Source organism: Salinisphaera hydrothermalis C41B8, assembly GCF_000732535.1.
Taxonomy (GTDB): Bacteria; Pseudomonadota; Gammaproteobacteria; order Nevskiales; family Salinisphaeraceae; genus Salinisphaera; species Salinisphaera hydrothermalis.
In genome coordinates this window covers 1-15,737 of the sequence record NZ_APNK01000040.1, presented here as the reverse complement: position 1 = coordinate 15,737, position 15,737 = coordinate 1, and the positions used below count along the sequence as shown (strand labels likewise).

The window sequence follows — 15,737 nt, the reverse complement described above, 5'->3', positions numbered from 1 at the left end:
ACGGCCGTGTTCAACGGCGCGGCGCGCCGCGGACACAACGCGGCATGCGCCGGCCGCGGGCAGCGTCATGCACGGCGTGCTTCGCGTTGCCTTTGTATGCTGAGTAAACTATCTCGTATGGACGACAAATCCTTGAATACCGCGCGCCTGATCGCGCTCGACTGGGGCACTTCGTCGCTGCGCGCCTGGCTGCTGGGCGACGAGGGTGAGGTGATCGATGCGCACGCGGCGAAGCGCGGCATCATGCAGGTCGAAGATGGCGACTTCGCCGGTGTCTATCGCGAGATCGTCGGGGACTGGATCGCCGTACACGGCGAGCTGCCGGCGCTGGCCTGCGGCATGATCGGCAGCCGGGGCGGCTGGGCCGAGGCCGAGTACGTCGATTGCCCGGCCGAGCTGTCGGTGCTCGCCGATCGCCTGCTGACGATCGACGCCGACCCGGTGTCGCTGCGCGTGGTGCCGGGGGTGATGCAGCCCTCCGGTCCCGGCGTGCGGCCCGATGTGATGCGCGGCGAAGAGACTCAGGTGCTCGGCGCGCTCTCCGCGGCCCCGGAACTGGCCGAGCGTGGCGTGCTGGTGTTGCCGGGCACCCATTGCAAGTGGGTCCATATCGCCGAGCATCGTCTTGCCGCGTTCGCGACCTATATGACCGGCGAACTGTTTGCGGTGCTGCAGCACCATTCCATTCTCGGCAAGCCGGCGGCGGATCGTGACGGCGTAACGGACGACAAGGCGTTCGAGCTGGGCGTGGACACCGCGCGCGAGGCCGGGGCTGCCGGGCTGTCCTCGATTCTGTTTTCCGCCCGCAGCCGGATGCTTGCCGGCGAGATCGCGGCCGAAGCCACGCCCGACTATCTCTCGGGCCTGCTCATCGGCGACGAACTGCGCAGTGCGTTGACCGGCGTCGACGAGGTGCCGCCGCTGCGCTTGATCGGCGACGACGCGCTGTGTCGACGTTATCGCCACGCGCTGGCGCGTTTCGGCATCGAGGACGTTGCCGAGATTCCGGACGCGGCCCGCATCGGTCTCTGGCGAATCGCCGAGGCGGCCGGCCTGCTGACCTATTGATCGAATTCAATGCGCCGGAGGCGCTGTCATGCTCAACGACTACCTCAAAGACCTGCCGCTGATCGCGATCCTGCGCGGCGTGAAGCCTGACGAGATCGAAGCCGTCGGCGACGCGCTGTTCGAGGCCGGTTTCCGCGTGATCGAGATTCCGCTGAACTCGCCGGACCCGCTGGCGAGTATCGAAAAACTGTCGGCGAAACTGGGCGATGCGGCCCTGGTCGGCGCCGGCACCGTATTGCAGCCGGAACAGGTCGGCCAGGTCGCGGATGCCGGCGGACGGATTATCGTTTCGCCCAACGCCAAGGCGTCCGTTATCGAGGCCACCGTGCGCGCCGGTCTGGCGAGCGCGCCGGGTGTGGCGACGCCCACCGAGGGTTTTGCCGCGCTGGACGCCGGCGCGCATGCGCTGAAGCTGTTCCCGGCCGAGGCGATGGGGCCGAAGGTGGTCAAGGCCTGGCGCGCGGTGGTGCCGCCCGACGTGCCGTTGATGCCGGTAGGTGGCATTAATCCCGACAACATGGCCGAGTTCGTGGCCGCCGGTGCGACCGGTTTCGGCCTCGGCTCGGCCCTGTACAAGGCGGGCATGGACGCCGATACCGTGGCCGAGAATGCGCGGGCGTTTGCTTCGGCCTGGCAGCACGTTGCCGCTCAATCCTGATTTCCAAGGTTTTTCATGAAAATCACGAAGCTCGAAACCTTTCTCGTTCCGCCGCGCTGGTGCTTTCTCAAGATCTCCACCGACGAGGGCATCGTCGGCTGGGGCGAGCCGGTGGTGGAGGGCCGCGCGGCGGCCGTGGCGGCGATGGTCGAGGAGCTGTCCGACTATCTCGTCGGTACCGATCCACGCCGGATCGAGGATCACTGGACGGTGTTGTATCGCGGCGGGTTCTATCGCGGCGGGCCGATCCACATGAGCGCGCTGGCCGGGATCGATCAGGCGCTGTGGGATATCAAGGGCAAGGCCCTGGGCGTGCCCGTGCATGAATTGCTCGGCGGCAAGCTGCGCGAGCGCATCAAGGTCTATTCCTGGATTGGTGGTGACCGGCCGGGGGATACCGCGGCGATGGCGAAAGAGCGCGCCGATCTCGGCTTTTCCGCGATCAAGATGAACGCCTCGGAAGAGATGCAGTTCATCGACAATCACGCCAAGGTCGACGGCGTGCTGGAGAACGTGGCGGCGATTCGCGAGGCGGTTGGGCCGAACTTCGGCATCGGCGTGGATTTTCATGGCCGCGTGCACAAGCCGATGGCCAAGGTGCTGATGCGCGAGCTTGAACGGTACAACCTGATGTTTATCGAGGAACCGGTGCTGTCCGAGCATTACGAGGCGCTGCCCGAGCTGGCCGGGCTGACCAGCACGCCGATCGCGCTCGGCGAGCGCCTGTTCTCGCGCTGGGACTTCAAGCCGATCCTCGAGGGCGGCTATGTCGATATCATCCAGCCCGACCCGTCGCATTCCGGCGGCATCACCGAGACACGCAAGATCGCGGCCATGGCCGAGGCCTACGACGTCGCACTCGCGCTGCATTGTCCGCTGGGGCCGATCGCACTCGCGGTCAATCTGCAAATCGATGCGGTGGCCTACAACGCGTTCATCCAGGAACAGTCGCTGGGCATTCACTACAACCAGTCGAACGATATTCTCGACTACATCACCAACCCCGAAGTCTTTGCCTACGAGGACGGGTTCGTGACTATCCCCGATGGGCCGGGGCTGGGTGTGGAGATCAACGAGGATTACGTCCGCGAGCGGGCGGAGATCGGCCATCGTTGGCGCAATCCGATCTGGCGTCATGCCGACGGCAGTTTTGCCGAGTGGTAGCGTTTTACACTCCAGAGGTACGCTCGCACGCGTGTAAGATGAAGGTTTATCTACGTATTTTCCACTATTGCGTTCTGGATGAAGTTCGTGGAGTCTCGCGTGGTCAGCCCCGCTCCGGGGGGATAGCGGCCGACAGCGACATCTGTTATCGCGTAGCGGGCGATATTCTTCAGATTTTCACACCCGCCGGTTGAGAGCCGGGAGCCAAGCCCGGCCAGGGCAGATGTAGAGCTATGAATCGTGTGTGGAAAGTCGCTCAGCATCGAACGATCGCGGGTTTCAGCCTGATCGAGTTGATGATCGCGGTGACGATCGTCGGCATCCTTGCGGCGATTGCTTACCCCAGGTATGAGGATTACCGCGATCGAATCAATCGCACCGATGCCATCGCGGATATCCGTGATATCGAGAACCTGATTGCGCGTTATCAGGCGACCACGGATCAACTTCCCGACAGCTTGGCCGATATTGGACAAGCGGGACGGCTGGATCCATGGGGGCATGCCTACCACTATCTGCGTATCGCTGGCGCGGATATTCATGGACACGGCAAGGTTCGCAAGGATCGCAATCTGGTGCCGCTGAACACCGACTATGATCTGTACAGTGACGGTAAGGACGGCGAGAGCCGTACGCCGCTGACCGCTCAGGCGAGCCGTGATGACATCGTACGCGCAAACAACGGGCAGTTCGTGGGCCTGGCAACCGACTACTAGCGTATCGCCACGATTGGCCGCGGCAGGCTTTCGACGATGCGCCTGACGCTCGCGGCTTTTCGCGGCATGTTCGCGCGACGTCTGTTCCTGCGGTTCATGATCGCGGCGGGCGTACCGGTGCTCATTCTGGGGCCTCTCGCCTATTTCAACATCAGTCAGGTCATGTTGGACCAGGCCAGTGGCCGGCTACGCCAAAGCAGCCGTAACGAAGGGATGGCGATACTCGACCGGCTGAGCATGGCCGCCGATCGTCTGCGTTATTTCGGTTTGTGGAAAGACGATACGCAGCGCGAGTCGAACTCGCCCTTTACCGCCATCGCCTACATCTCGGGTGAGGGTAGGGCGATGCGTGTCGATCAGGTACGCGGCCAGTTGTCGGACCGGAATTTTCGCGCACTGGCGAGACGGGCGCGTCGACAAACAGACAAGCCGGTGGTCGACGTCGTGTCCCCGGGCGTGGTGGATATGGCGGTCACAGTGGGCCAAGGACGGCATACAGGCGTCGCGATCGGCCGTCTGGCACTCGACAATATTCTTGGCGGCGTTGGGACCTGGCCGACTCGGACACGGTTCTGCGTATTTACCGTCGAACGCGGGCAATCGCTCAATTGCCCTGACGCCCGTCATGTTTTCATTGTCACCTCCAATCCCGACCGGACCCGCGTGCGTCTGGGCAGCGAGTCGATGCTGTTTACGCACTGGGATCTGTTTCTGCAGAGCAGTTTTCAGTCGCCGATGTGGCGCATCGTGGCCTTGCAGCCCATGCGGTACGTCGGTCGTTCCGCGCATACGTTTTATTGGCTGATGCCGCTGTTGCTGCTGTTGAGCCTGTTGTTTGCCGGGCTTGTCGGCCTGATGCAGATCCGGCGGGTCAGCGGACCGCTGCGCAAGCTGCATTCGGGCGTGCAGGCCATTGCGCGGGGGGAGTTCGATACCCGGGTGGATATCGACAGCCGCGACGAATTCGAGAGCCTGGCCAATTCGATCAACGGGATGGCAGCCCGGCTGGGCATGCAATTCCATATGCTGGATACGCTGGCCGCCGTGGACCGGCATATTCTGGCGGCGTCCGATGTCGGTGATGTGCTCGAACGTATTCTGGCCCAGATGCCGCGCATTGTGACCGCTCAGGCGGTGGGCCTGATCGCACTTGATCCGGACCTGCCTTACGTGGCCGACAGTTATCGCTGTCGCACCCGCACTGGCGCGCCGATTGAAATCGCGCGGGTCGCGCTGGGCGACGCGGGCCTGAAACAGCAGGAGGCCACGCCGAGCGTGTGGCAGGCGCATGCCGATGCGCCCGTGCCCGCCCCTTTACGACATATTGCCGAGCTCGGCGTGGCCCGAGTGGATGTACTGCCCGCGCGCGATCAGGGCCGCCTCTGGGCGTTGTTGCTGCTTGGGTATGACGAGCACTCGGTTCCAGTGGAGAATGATCGACGCCAAGCGGAAGCGGTCGCGGATCGCATGGCGGTCGCGCTGGCCGCGAGCCACCGTAGCGAACAGCTGTATCGTCAGGCGCATTTCGACGCCTTGACCGGTCTGCCCAATCGTCAGCTGTTCATGGACCGCGCCGATACGCAGCAGGCGCATGCACGCCAGGACGAGCGCGGCTTTGCCGTACTGTTCGTCGATCTGGATCGTTTCAAGAACGTCAACGATGCGGCCGGGCACAGCGCCGGGGATGGACTGCTCCGACTGGCGGGCGAGCGCATTCACGGCATATTGCGAGACATCGACACCGCGGCGCGCTGGGGCGGCGACGAATTCGTGGTGCTGTTATCCGATGTCGAGCGGATCGAGGAGGTCGCCCGGGTTTGCGAGCACCTCATCGCGGTGTTGAGCGAGCCATATACCGTGGCATCGATCGAATATCGAGTCGGCGCGAGTATCGGCATCGCCATGTACCCGGGCGACGGCGATACGGTGGAACAACTGTTGGCCAACGCCGATGCGGCCATGTACGAAGCCAAGGCGGCCGGCCGTGGTTGCCATGTATTTTTCGAAGACCGAATGAACGAGACCATCCGGCGCCGCATACAGCTCGAACGCGAGCTGCGGCAGGCCTTGGCCGAAGATCAATTCTTTCTGCACTATCAGCCGCTGATTTGCCCGGAGACCGGGGACATCGGCGGCGCGGAAGCGTTGTTGCGATGGCAGCATCCGGAGCGCGGTGTGGTTTCGCCCGGCGAATTCGTGCCGGCGCTGGAAGAAAGTGGTCTGATCGTCGAAGCGGGCGAATGGGTATTGCGCGAGGCGACACGCCAGATGGCGGCCGGCTTCGGTGCCGATGGGCGTGCACCGGCGCGGGTGATGGTCAACGTCTCGCCGCGCCAGTTCTGGGCCCCGGGTTTTCTTGTCGCGGTGGACAGCGCGCTGGCCGAAAGCGGCATCGACCCTGCCTGCCTGGAGATCGAGATCACCGAAAACCTCCTGCTGGCCGATCTCGATGCAGCGTCACGGATCGCGCATGCACTGCGCGCGCGCGGCATACATCTCGCCATGGACGATTTCGGCACCGGTTATTCGTCGCTGAGCTATCTGCGTGAGTTGCCGGTCGACACGGTCAAGATCGATCGCGTCTTCGCCCAGGGCGCGGAGGTGGCCGGGAGTGAGGCCGCCACCATGGTGGATGCCATGATCCGCATGCTGCATGCGCTCGGGCGACGGGTGGTCGTCGAGGGCATCGAGAATGCCGGTCAATACAGCTTCGTGCGCGAGGCGGGCGCCGATCTGGCCCAGGGTTTTTACATGAGCCGCCCCGTGCTGCCCGCCCAGTTGTACGATTATCATCGTCCGGAGTTGCCTCGATGTCGCGAGCGCGCCGCTGATACGTCGCGTGCCCGCCGCTGACCGGGGCTGGCCCGTTCGAGCCCATGCACGAACGTTCTAGCCAGGGCGGCTTGCCCGCGGCTAGTTTGGGGTTGCAGAGACGGACTTCATCGATCGATGACCATGGCGCAGACATTTGCGACGACTAACGACTGGATCGAGCTGAATCGCGATCACGCGACCGGCATCGAGACGTTGCGTGCGCATTTCGAAGGTCATGCCTACGATCCGCACTGGCACGATGTGTATCTGTTCGGGACCACCGAAGCCGGCGTCCAGCAGTTTCGTTGCCGCGGGCGACAAAACGTGAGCACGCCCGGTCAGGCGTTTTTGCTCGCACCCGGCGAGATTCATGACGGCAATGCGCCCGAGGCCGGCGGCTTTACCTACCGCACGATGTATATCGAGCCCGCGTGGTTCGATGCCTGGCTCGAGCGACTGGCCGACGACGCCCCGGCCAGCGTCGAACCGACATTCAACGCCACGCTGGCGGGAGACCCGCGCTTGGTGGCGGCGATCGATCGAGCGGTGGGTGCCTTGCACGAGCGCGAACCGCGCATGGCCCGCGAGGCCGCGCTCGACGATCTGCTGCTCGCGCTCGGGCGACACGTCAACTGGCGCCTGCCGGCGACGGCGCCGGACGACCCGCCGATGCTGGCGCGCTCGGCGCGTGATTATCTGCATGCCCATGTCGGCGAAGACGTCGGTCTGGATGATCTGGCCGCAGCACTGGGCGTGAGCCGCTTCCGGGTGAGCCGCGCCTTCAAGACGGCCTATGGCATGCCACCGCATGCTTATCTGGTGCAGTTGCGGGTGGTTCGCGCCCGGCGGCGCCTGATGGCTGGCGACGAACCGGCCGAGATCGCAGCCGCGCTGGGATTCGCCGACCAATCACATCTGGGGCGCTGGTTCCGGCGGGCCTATCGCTTGAGCCCCGCCGCATATCGGCGGCGCTGCACGAATATTACAGACGACTAGACACCGCGCCGCGCATTCTCGTGCCAGGTTATTCCACAGTGCGCGAGACAGCCCATGCGTTCATTTCTATTCGTGCTTACCGTGACGTCGGCCGATGGTGCGACGTCGTGATCGCCTTCACATTGTTCGCGGTCGTCGCGTCCTTCACGCCGGGGCCGACCAATATCCTGGCCATGGCCAACAGCGCCCGACGTGGCTTCGGCGCCAGTCTGCCGTTGGTGATCGGCGCGGCGAGCGGCGTTGCCGGTATGGTCTGGGCCGCAGGGCTCGGCCTGGCGGTACCGCTACGTGCGCACCCCATGATTCATCATCTGCTGTCGGCGGTGGGCATCGTCTGGCTCGGATGGCTGGCGTGGCAGCTTTTTCGCAGTGCCGGCGATCCGGTTTCCTCCCGCGACGATGATCACCGGGCGCCCGGGGCGTTGACGGGCGCCGCGCTACAGCTGGTCAACCCCAAGGCCTGGATGATGGCGCTGGCCGTCGTCGGCGTGTTCGCGCCAGACAGCCTCGGGCCGGCCGGCGCGACCTGGCGTGCCGTAGTGTTTCTGATCGTGGGCATCGCAGGCGTGGCGTCGTGGGCCGCGCTGGGTTCCTATGGCATCGGCTGGCTGCGGACGCCGCCCCAGAGGCGTCTGTTCAACCGCACGATGGCCGTCCTCCTGATTGTGGCGGCCGGCGTTTCGCTGTTGGTCTGACGTCGGGTGGCATCGCGGGCCCGGGTGACGCGGGCCGCTAGGGTCTGTTGAGGTTTCGTGCGAGCGCCGCGTTGGCGTCCGCAAATCGTGACCGGCAAGGCGCGAGTCGCCGCGTCGTGGCGTGCCACGACCCAGACTCGCAACGCCGCCGGGCGCGATTTGCGGCCCAACCCGAAGGGCCAAGCGCTGTTTTGCGGCAATACAGCGTTGTAGCTCGCTCGCGTAGGTCCACTACGCCACGTTCGCTACGCCTCGTCTTGCCGCAAAACAGCGCTTGGCGCGGACTCGCACGAAACCTCAATAGACCCTAGTATCGTGCTCACTCGGCGGCGCCGGCTTCTTCGGCCGCGATACAGCGCACGAACGTCACGATCGGTTGCAGTCGATCCGGATAGCCGGACGATTCATAGCGGGTCAATGGCATCCCAAACTTGGGCAGGGAGAACGGCCAGGGTTCGAAGCGGAGTGTGCCCTCCGATGTGATCTGGTACGCGATCTCGGTTTCGCTGTCGTCGTCGCGCCGGGCATGGACCGAGGCTTTGTGCCAGCCGAGATTTTCGAACCCGAGACTGAATGCGACCGTATCGCAAAACTGGGTGATGCGATCGGCCCATTCGAAGTCGGCGTCGGAATACGGGGTTTGTGCGCGCCGTTCCGCGATTCGCTCGTTCAGTCGATCCAGCAGCGTCTGTATATCCTGGGTTTCCGGCGTGCCGATGAGTCGGCGTAAGTGGCGCTTGGCGACGGCATCGGTGATGGGATCATCGTAATGCATGACGACGCCGCGCTCGACGATAGCCTGCCATTCGGCGTGGTCGTAGTCGCCAAGCGGGTGATTGTCGAGCGGGCCGTAATGCCAGTCGTGAAGGGCGACGCCCCGGGCAAAACGCTCGAAATCGAGTGCGGGGCGATCGAAACGCGCATTGCCCCAATGCATCGCGAGCAGGCCGCTGAAAAGGGAGTGCTCGAACTGGGGCAGAATGCGGTCACGGTGATGAGATCGAAACATGGGCGGTCACGCCGCTCGGTTGGTGTGCCCAACCGACCATAACGCATCGTGCCCGCGGTGCTGTGGACATACGGCGGATTGCAGGCCGTTGCACAACGGTTCGTAGCGTGCGATAGCCGACCAATTAACGATGCGGGGATCGCGTTTTTGCTGTGCAATTCCCGATGCTCGGGCCGATATAAACCGGGTAGGGCGTCGATTGCGATACTTGCATTGCAGCGCTTCGCGAGCCTGGCACGGGAGCGATCGGGCGCGACGATCATGATCGGGGGATGTGATGAGGTGCTGGCACGCGGCGGTAGCCCGTTGGTTCGGACAACTCAAGCTGGCATTCGAGCCCGCCCTGGAAGCGGAATTCGAGCGCGCCACCGTGCGCGCCCGACGCTATCGATACCGTCGTATCGGTTATTTGCAGCTGGCGATGACGCATGTCGGGGCGCTCGGACTATACGCCTTGCTCGACAACGCGACGATCGTGGTTCTGGCGACCCTGGCCGTCGATCTATTCAGTCTGGGCTGTATCTTGGTATTGCGGCGCAAGCCCGGTGTCTTCGTACGCGAAAGCGTGATGATGGCGGGCGTGTTGTGCTGGGTGCTTATGGCCGAAACTCTGAGCCTGTATGCCCATGCGCGTTATCTCTGGATCATTCAGACCGCGATTGCGCTGCAGCCTTTTCTGATGGCCGCCGCTATCCAGCTGCGGTTTCCTTATTGCGTGGCCGGCTGTGTGGCGACGGTCGCGACGGTGGCCGTGGGCAACGCGCTGTTTTCGGCCGCGGCACCGGCCGAACAGTTCTGGATGGCGCTGGTACAAGCCGTCGCCGCGATGTATGCGTTGTTCGGCTGCTGGCGACTGGAGCAACGCGAGCGCGTCAATTACCTAGCCATGCGCGCGAGCGAACATAACGCGCGTGAGCTCGACCGGTTGACCCATCACGACGATCTGACGGGGGTTCTCAACCGTCGCGGGCTGCGCCGTGCATTGGCCGGACTATCCGGGCCCTGTGTGGTGGTGCTGGCCGATGTCGACTATTTCAAACGCTACAACGATCACTATGGGCATCTGGCGGGCGACCGCTGCCTGTGCCGGGTCGCTCGTTGCTTGAGTGACACGCTGGCAGGTGATGGCGAGGTGCTGGCGCGTTGGGGCGGTGAAGAATTCCTGGTGATCATCGATACGGACCGCCCGGAGGTCGGTGCCGAACGCGCAGAGCGAATGCGATCGGCGGTTCGCAGGCTGGGCATCGCGCATGATGCATCGCCCGTGGGCGCGATGGTGAGTATCTCGGTGGGTTATGCGTTGGGAGCGCTCGATTCGGCGGACAATCTGGATGATCTGGTCCATCGGGCCGACCTGGCGCTCTACGCGGCCAAGCAGGCCGGGCGCAATTGCGTGCGCGACCGGCCGGCGAGCGCCGTCGGGGTTGAAGGCCGTTATGGCGCGGGTATTAGCCGCGCCTGAGCCACGCGGGCAAGACTGCCCGCGCTTGGCGCCGAATGGAATGCGGCCTTAGAGCGTGTTGAGGTTTCGTTCGAGTCCGCGCCAAGCGCTGTTTTGCGGCAAGACGAGGCGTAGCGAACGTGGCGTAGTGGACCTACGCGAGAGAGCTATAACGCTGGATTGCCGTCGTGTCGTTAATTTAAGGGCGCTTGTCCCTTCGGGTTGGGCCGCCCATTAAAAATTAACCAGGGGCGCCCGGCGGCGTTGCGAGTCTGGGTCGTGGCACGCCACGACGCGGCGACTCGCGCCTTGCCGGACACGATTTGCGGACGCCAACGCGGCGCTCGCACGAAACCTCAACACGCCCTAGGGTGCCCGCCGCCGCTTTGATCGCGGCGGCTGTCGGCTACATGCCGTGCTTGATCCCGCGATTGATCAGCCACCAGTTCGCCGGGTAAGCCGTCGCGAAGCCGATCACCATCGCGATCTGCATCATGAACCAGAATACCGGCGTGCCGGCGCTCGGCTCTTCAGGAAGCAGCACGAGCGAGGCGAGGGCCATCCAGCCATACATGCCGATCTGGAACGAGATCAGCGATAGCGTATCGGCTTTGATGGCATTGACCAGCGCCTTGAACGGGTTGGTCTCGCCCATGCTCATCGCCGGCAGGAACTGAAACAGGATGCCGAACAGATAGGCTGCGACGAACTCGGCGGCGAAATGGCCCAGCAGGATCGACCCGGCGACCGTGAAGCCGGTCAGCGCGACAATCGGAATCGCGACCGAGTCGCCGAGGGTGCAGCCGCCGCCGCAATGGGTGACGCCAACGAACACGCTCTGCCATTTCGGCTTGGGCGCGTGATGATGACCGCAGCCGCCGTCATCGTCATGGCCGTGGTCATGTCCGCTGTGGTCATGTCCGCCGTGATCGTGATCACTGCCGTCGCGCGGCATGCCATCCGGGCGGCCCATCACGGCATAGATCCACCAGCCGACCACCGGAAAATAAAGCCCGGTGATCGGCCAGGTAACGTTCATTACGTTCATATGCTGCGGGCGCTGGTAGCAGTCGATCGCGATGGCGACTGCGGTGACGATACCCAGCAGTATGACGATCCAGGAAATGACGGTAAGCGTCATAAGCGATTGATCCTTTATAAAATGATGGCCCGCGGGAGCGCATGTGGAATAGCGGCCGGATTGACCGTATTCGATTTGACGATGCGCCTTACGAGGCCTAAGCTTTTGTCCTGAGGATACCCCACCCCCCGTGGGGTGGATCAAGCCAAGGAGGACGAGATGACCGAACTCAAGATCGAAGGCATGAGCTGTCAGCATTGCGTGGCGGCCGTCAACGAGGCGTTGGCCGAGGTTAACGGCGTGGAGCGTGTCGTCGACGTGGATCTGAATTCCGGTATCGCGAAGATCGAAGGCGATGCGGATACCGAGGCATTGCTGGCCGCCGTGCGCGAGGAAGGCTACGAAGCCACGATGGCGTAATGGCGGATTCCGACAAGCAATGCTGCGATCATCTAGCGATCGAGCCGGCCGTGCGCGAAGACGCCACGGCCCGGCTGCGGTCGATTCGCGGTCACGTCGACGGCGTGCTGCGCATGCTCGAGCGCGATGACGTCTACTGCGTCGATGCGCTCAAGCAGATCAAGGCTGTGCAGGGCGCGCTCGCCAAGACCGGCGATCTGATCCTGCGCGGTCATCTCAAGCATCACGTGGTCACGGCGCATGAGCGCGGTGACGAAGACGCCATCGTGGCCGAGCTGATGGACGTTCTGAAGTATCGCTGATGACGCGACGGCCCGTCGGCAAGCTGTGTCGACAGGCCTCGGACGTAGCGCCGCGGCGGCGTACCGGCCACTCCTATTCGAGAGATCGACATGAGCGACAAGACGCTGGAATTCGGCATCGACGGCATGATGTGCGGGGCCTGTGTGGCCCGCGTGGAAAAAAAGCTGCGCAAGGTCGAAGGCGTGCATGACGCCTCGGTCAACCTCGCCACCGAGCGCGCCCGCGTCACCCTGGACGACAGCGCCGCCGACGTGTCGGCGGTATTCGCCGCGGTCGAGGGGGCGGGCTATACGCCGGTCGCCGAGGAGACCGAATTCCGCGTCGATGGCATGACCTGCGGCGCCTGTGTGTCGCGGGTCGAGAAGAAGCTTTCGCGGCTCGACGGCGTGATCGAGGCCACGGTCAATCTCACCACCGAGCGTGCGCGGGTGCGCTATCTGCCGGCTCAGGTGGATCGCGACGCGATGTTCGCTGTCGTCGAGAAGGCGGGCTATACGCCGGTTTCGCTCGACGCACCGGGGAATCAGGATACGGTCGGCGACGAGGATTCCGACGCCGCGCAACTCAAGCGTTCGCTGCGGCTGGCGGCCCTGTTCACGATCCCGCTGTTCGTAATCGCGATGGCCCACATGGTACCGGGCGTGGCATCGGCGATGAATGCGGTCGCGCCGCCGATCGCATGGACGATCCTCGAGCTGGTTCTGGCGACGCCGGTCCAGTTCTACGCCGGCTGGCGTTTCTATCAACTCGGCTGGGGCGAGCTCAAGCATGCCGCGCCGGGCATGAACAGTCTCGTGATGATCGGCTCCAACGCCGCGTATTTCTATTCGCTGGTGGCGTTGATCGCGCCGGCAATTTTTCCCGCCGGCTCAGCACATACCTATTTCGATGCGGCCGGCATGATCGTGACGCTGATCCTGCTCGGTCGCTATCTGGAAGCACTGGCCCGCGGCCGAACCTCGCAGGCCGTCCAGGGACTGATGAAGCTCCAGTCGAAAACCGCCCGCGTCCAGCGCGACGGCGAATGGCGTGAAATCGACGTCGGCGACGTCGCGCGTGGCGATCGCGTAGCGATCCGACCGGGCGAACGGGTGCCCGTGGACGGCACTGTGGTCGACGGCGAAAGCTATGTCGACGAGTCGATGATTTCGGGCGAGCCGGTGCCGGTGGCCAAGCAGCGCGACTCCGAGGTCATCGGCGGCACGGTGAATGGCGACGGCGTGCTGGAAATCGAAGCCACCGGCGTCGGCGGCGATACGGTGCTCGCGGGCATCATTCGCATGGTCGAAGAAGCCCAGGGCGAAAAGCCGGCGATTCAGGCGGTGGCCGATCGTATCGCGGGCGTGTTCGTGCCGATCGTGATGGCCGTCTCGGCCGTGACATTCATCGGCTGGCTGATCTTTGGCCCGAGCCCGGCGCTGGCACTGGCCTTCGTTTCGGCCGTGTCGGTGTTGTTGATCGCCTGCCCCTGTGCGATGGGCCTCGCCACGCCGACGGCCATCATGGTCGGTACCGGGCGTGGTGCTTCCATGGGCGTGCTGTTCCGGCGTGGTACGGCGCTGGAGCAACTGGCCCGGGTCGATACCGTTGTGCTCGACAAGACCGGGACACTGACCGAAGGCGCGCCGTCGTTGACCGAGCTCGAAACCATGGCCGGGTTCGAGCGTGACGATGTACTGCGCATGGCTGCTGCGGTCGAGGCGGTCAGCGAGCATCCGATCGGCCGGGCCATCGTTAAGGCTGCCGAAGCCGACGGCGCCAACGTGCCGGAAGCCCGCGATTTCACGACCCATACCGGGCAGGGCGTCGAAGCGGTGGTCGACGATCGCACGGTACAGATCGGCGCGGCGCGGTTCATGGAAAATCTCGGCATCGATCATGCGCCGCTCGCCGATCGGGCCAAGGCCTTGGCGGAAGCCGCGCGCACCCCGTTGTATGTGGCGATCGACGGCCAGTTGGCCGCGCTCCTCGCCGTGGCCGATCCGGCCCGGCCGGAGGCTGCCGACATGGTGGCGGCGTTGCACGAACGCGGCGTCGAGGTCGCCATGCTCACCGGCGACAACGAAGCTACCGCGCGTGCCATTGCGACCGAACTCGGTATCGATCGCGTGGTCGCCGGCGTCATGCCGCAGGCCAAGGCGGACGAGATCAAGCGATTGCAGGGCGACGACCGCATCGTGGCGTTCGTGGGCGACGGCATCAACGACGCGCCGGCGCTCACCCAGGCCGAGGTCGGCATCGCCGTGGGAAGTGGCACGGATATCGCCATTGAAGCCGGCGATGTGGTGCTGATGCGGGCGGATCTGTCGGGCGTGGTCAACGCGCTCGCGCTGGCGGCCCGCACCATGCGCACCATCCGTATCAATTTCGGTTGGGCCTATGGCTACAACGTGCTGTTGATTCCGTTGGCTGCAGGCGTGTTCTATCCGTTGACGGGCTGGCTGCTCAATCCGGCGATCGCCGCCGCGGCGATGAGCGTATCGAGTATCTTCGTGCTCACGAATTCGCTGCGGCTGCGTCGGTTTACAGCCGTTCTGGCGCCGGTGGCGACGCGTTCCGACAGCGTCGAGCCGGCTCGAAGCGAGCCTGGCGACGTGTCTCGGGCCGCCTGATTCGGCTAGGGCGTGTTGAGGTTTCGTCCGAGCGCCGCGTTGGCGTCCGCAAATCGTGTCCGGCAAGGCGCGAGTCGCCGCGTCGTGGCGTGCCACGACCCAGACTCGCAACGCCGCCGGGCGCGATTTGCGGCCCAACCCGAAGGGACAAGCGCTGTTTTGCGGCAATACAGCGTTATAGCTCTCTCGCGTAGAACAACTACGCCGCGTTCGCTACGCCTCGTCTTGCCGCAAAACAGCGCTTGGCGCGGACTCGCACGAAACCTCAACACGCCCTTGTGTCTTGCCCCGGTGGGCTGATTAGCTACCAGTCCACTGTGCTCGGCCGGGTGAGCATCCACACGCCCTGAGGCCCATAGCCTGCGCGTTAGATCATGCCCCCGGTCGATTTCATCTCGATAGTTTGAATGGTATCCAAGCCCCCGCCAGAGGCGGTGAGGCTGCACGAACAAGGAGAACGCGCGAGATGACCGCTTATATCGGTATCGATGTCAGCAAACGCAAGCTCGATGGCGCCTGGCTCCGGGATCCAGCGACCGGCAAGATCAAGACCAAGGTCTGGAACAACGATGCGGCCGGGTTCGCCGCCTTGCAGGATTGGGTGGAGCACCAGACGGGCCGGCCGCTGTCGGATATCCACGTCGTCATGGAGGCCACCGGCGTCTATCACGAAGCGCTAGCCCAGACGCTCCATGCGGCCGGTGCCCAGGTCTCCGTAATCAATCCGGCGCACATTCGGGATTTTGCCAAGAGTCTGGGC

Annotated in this window: 14 protein-coding genes; 12 read left to right on the top strand and 2 right to left on the bottom strand. The window is 64.2% G+C overall.

Annotation, left to right across the window (positions count from 1 at the left end):
• Positions 1-117 precede the first annotated feature (117 nt).
• The 7 genes from C41B8_RS16790 (at position 118) to C41B8_RS16760 (ending at position 8,111) form a co-directional block, all read left to right on the top strand.
• Positions 118-1,068: a 2-dehydro-3-deoxygalactonokinase gene (locus C41B8_RS16790; RefSeq protein ID WP_037340848.1), complete on the top strand. Its 951-nt coding sequence runs from the start codon at positions 118-120 to the stop codon at positions 1,066-1,068.
• A gap of 28 nt (positions 1,069-1,096) precedes the next feature.
• Positions 1,097-1,726, top strand: coding sequence for a 2-dehydro-3-deoxy-6-phosphogalactonate aldolase (locus tag C41B8_RS16785; RefSeq protein WP_037340846.1), 630 nt, complete (start codon positions 1,097-1,099; stop codon positions 1,724-1,726).
• Between the two features lie 15 nt (positions 1,727-1,741).
• Entirely contained in the window at positions 1,742-2,890 is a 1,149-nt protein-coding gene (dgoD, locus tag C41B8_RS16780) for a galactonate dehydratase (protein WP_037340843.1), read from the top strand.
• A gap of 233 nt (positions 2,891-3,123) precedes the next feature.
• The gene (locus C41B8_RS21040; protein WP_037340841.1) at positions 3,124-3,606 is read left to right on the top strand and encodes a prepilin-type N-terminal cleavage/methylation domain-containing protein; all 483 of its coding nucleotides are present in this window, start codon (positions 3,124-3,126) and stop codon (positions 3,604-3,606) included.
• Positions 3,607-3,642: 36 nt separating this feature from the next.
• Positions 3,643-6,459 (top strand): putative bifunctional diguanylate cyclase/phosphodiesterase, encoded by a 2,817-nt coding sequence (locus C41B8_RS19830; RefSeq protein ID WP_051883701.1) that lies wholly within the window; start codon positions 3,643-3,645, stop codon positions 6,457-6,459.
• Between the two features lie 102 nt (positions 6,460-6,561).
• Positions 6,562-7,416, top strand: coding sequence for an AraC family transcriptional regulator (locus C41B8_RS16765; protein ID WP_037340881.1), 855 nt, complete (start codon positions 6,562-6,564; stop codon positions 7,414-7,416).
• Positions 7,417-7,523: 107 nt separating this feature from the next.
• Positions 7,524-8,111 carry a LysE family translocator gene (locus tag C41B8_RS16760; protein ID WP_037340839.1) on the top strand — a complete coding sequence of 196 codons (588 nt, stop codon included), beginning with the start codon at positions 7,524-7,526 and terminating at the stop codon, positions 8,109-8,111.
• A 319-nt stretch (positions 8,112-8,430) separates the two neighbouring features.
• Here C41B8_RS16760 and C41B8_RS16755 read toward each other — a convergent pair whose 3' ends face one another.
• The gene (locus C41B8_RS16755; RefSeq protein WP_156962577.1) at positions 8,431-9,120 is read right to left on the bottom strand and encodes a DUF3891 family protein; all 690 of its coding nucleotides are present in this window, start codon (positions 9,118-9,120) and stop codon (positions 8,431-8,433) included.
• A 277-nt stretch (positions 9,121-9,397) separates the two neighbouring features.
• On the opposite strand from C41B8_RS16755, the gene C41B8_RS19825 reads away from it, so the two are divergent.
• On the top strand, positions 9,398-10,582 hold the full coding sequence (locus tag C41B8_RS19825) for a GGDEF domain-containing protein (RefSeq protein ID WP_051883700.1): 1,185 nt from the start codon (positions 9,398-9,400) through the stop codon (positions 10,580-10,582).
• A 385-nt stretch (positions 10,583-10,967) separates the two neighbouring features.
• Here C41B8_RS19825 and C41B8_RS16745 read toward each other — a convergent pair whose 3' ends face one another.
• Entirely contained in the window at positions 10,968-11,702 is a 735-nt protein-coding gene (locus C41B8_RS16745; protein ID WP_037340834.1) for a DUF4396 domain-containing protein, read from the bottom strand.
• Between the two features lie 159 nt (positions 11,703-11,861).
• On the opposite strand from C41B8_RS16745, the gene C41B8_RS16740 reads away from it, so the two are divergent.
• The 4 genes from C41B8_RS16740 to C41B8_RS16725 form a co-directional block, all read left to right on the top strand.
• Entirely contained in the window at positions 11,862-12,062 is a 201-nt protein-coding gene (locus tag C41B8_RS16740; RefSeq protein WP_037340877.1) for a CopZ family metallochaperone, read from the top strand.
• Complete coding sequence (locus C41B8_RS16735; RefSeq protein ID WP_037340832.1) at positions 12,062-12,364, top strand: metal-sensitive transcriptional regulator; 303 nt, start codon at positions 12,062-12,064, stop codon at positions 12,362-12,364. Before C41B8_RS16740 ends, C41B8_RS16735 begins: the two co-directional genes overlap by 1 nt.
• A 90-nt stretch (positions 12,365-12,454) precedes the next feature.
• Positions 12,455-14,977, top strand: coding sequence for a heavy metal translocating P-type ATPase (locus C41B8_RS16730; protein ID WP_037340829.1), 2,523 nt, complete (start codon positions 12,455-12,457; stop codon positions 14,975-14,977).
• A 466-nt stretch (positions 14,978-15,443) separates the two neighbouring features.
• Positions 15,444-15,737, top strand: a 294-nt coding sequence (locus C41B8_RS16725; RefSeq protein ID WP_037340827.1) for an IS110 family transposase, incomplete at its 3' end; no start/stop codon positions are given.

Excerpts from the sequence above, each read along its gene's own strand:
- C41B8_RS16785 (WP_037340846.1), top strand. The coding sequence starts at position 1,097 with ATGCTCAACGACTACCTCAAAGACCTGCCGCTGATCGCGATCCTGCGC.
- C41B8_RS19825 (WP_051883700.1), top strand. The coding sequence starts at position 9,398 with ATGAGGTGCTGGCACGCGGCGGTAGCCCGTTGGTTCGGACAACTCAAG.
- C41B8_RS16730 (WP_037340829.1), top strand. The coding sequence starts at position 12,455 with ATGAGCGACAAGACGCTGGAATTCGGCATCGACGGCATGATGTGCGGG.
- C41B8_RS16790 (WP_037340848.1), top strand. The coding sequence starts at position 118 with ATGGACGACAAATCCTTGAATACCGCGCGCCTGATCGCGCTCGACTGG.
- dgoD (WP_037340843.1), top strand. The coding sequence starts at position 1,742 with ATGAAAATCACGAAGCTCGAAACCTTTCTCGTTCCGCCGCGCTGGTGC.
- C41B8_RS19830 (WP_051883701.1), top strand. The coding sequence starts at position 3,643 with ATGCGCCTGACGCTCGCGGCTTTTCGCGGCATGTTCGCGCGACGTCTG.
- C41B8_RS16765 (WP_037340881.1), top strand. The coding sequence starts at position 6,562 with ATGGCGCAGACATTTGCGACGACTAACGACTGGATCGAGCTGAATCGC.
- C41B8_RS21040 (WP_037340841.1), top strand. The coding sequence starts at position 3,124 with ATGAATCGTGTGTGGAAAGTCGCTCAGCATCGAACGATCGCGGGTTTC.
- C41B8_RS16740 (WP_037340877.1), top strand. The coding sequence starts at position 11,862 with ATGACCGAACTCAAGATCGAAGGCATGAGCTGTCAGCATTGCGTGGCG.
- C41B8_RS16755 (WP_156962577.1), bottom strand. The coding sequence starts at position 9,120 with ATGTTTCGATCTCATCACCGTGACCGCATTCTGCCCCAGTTCGAGCAC.
- C41B8_RS16745 (WP_037340834.1), bottom strand. The coding sequence starts at position 11,702 with ATGACGCTTACCGTCATTTCCTGGATCGTCATACTGCTGGGTATCGTC.
- C41B8_RS16735 (WP_037340832.1), top strand. The coding sequence starts at position 12,062 with ATGGCGGATTCCGACAAGCAATGCTGCGATCATCTAGCGATCGAGCCG.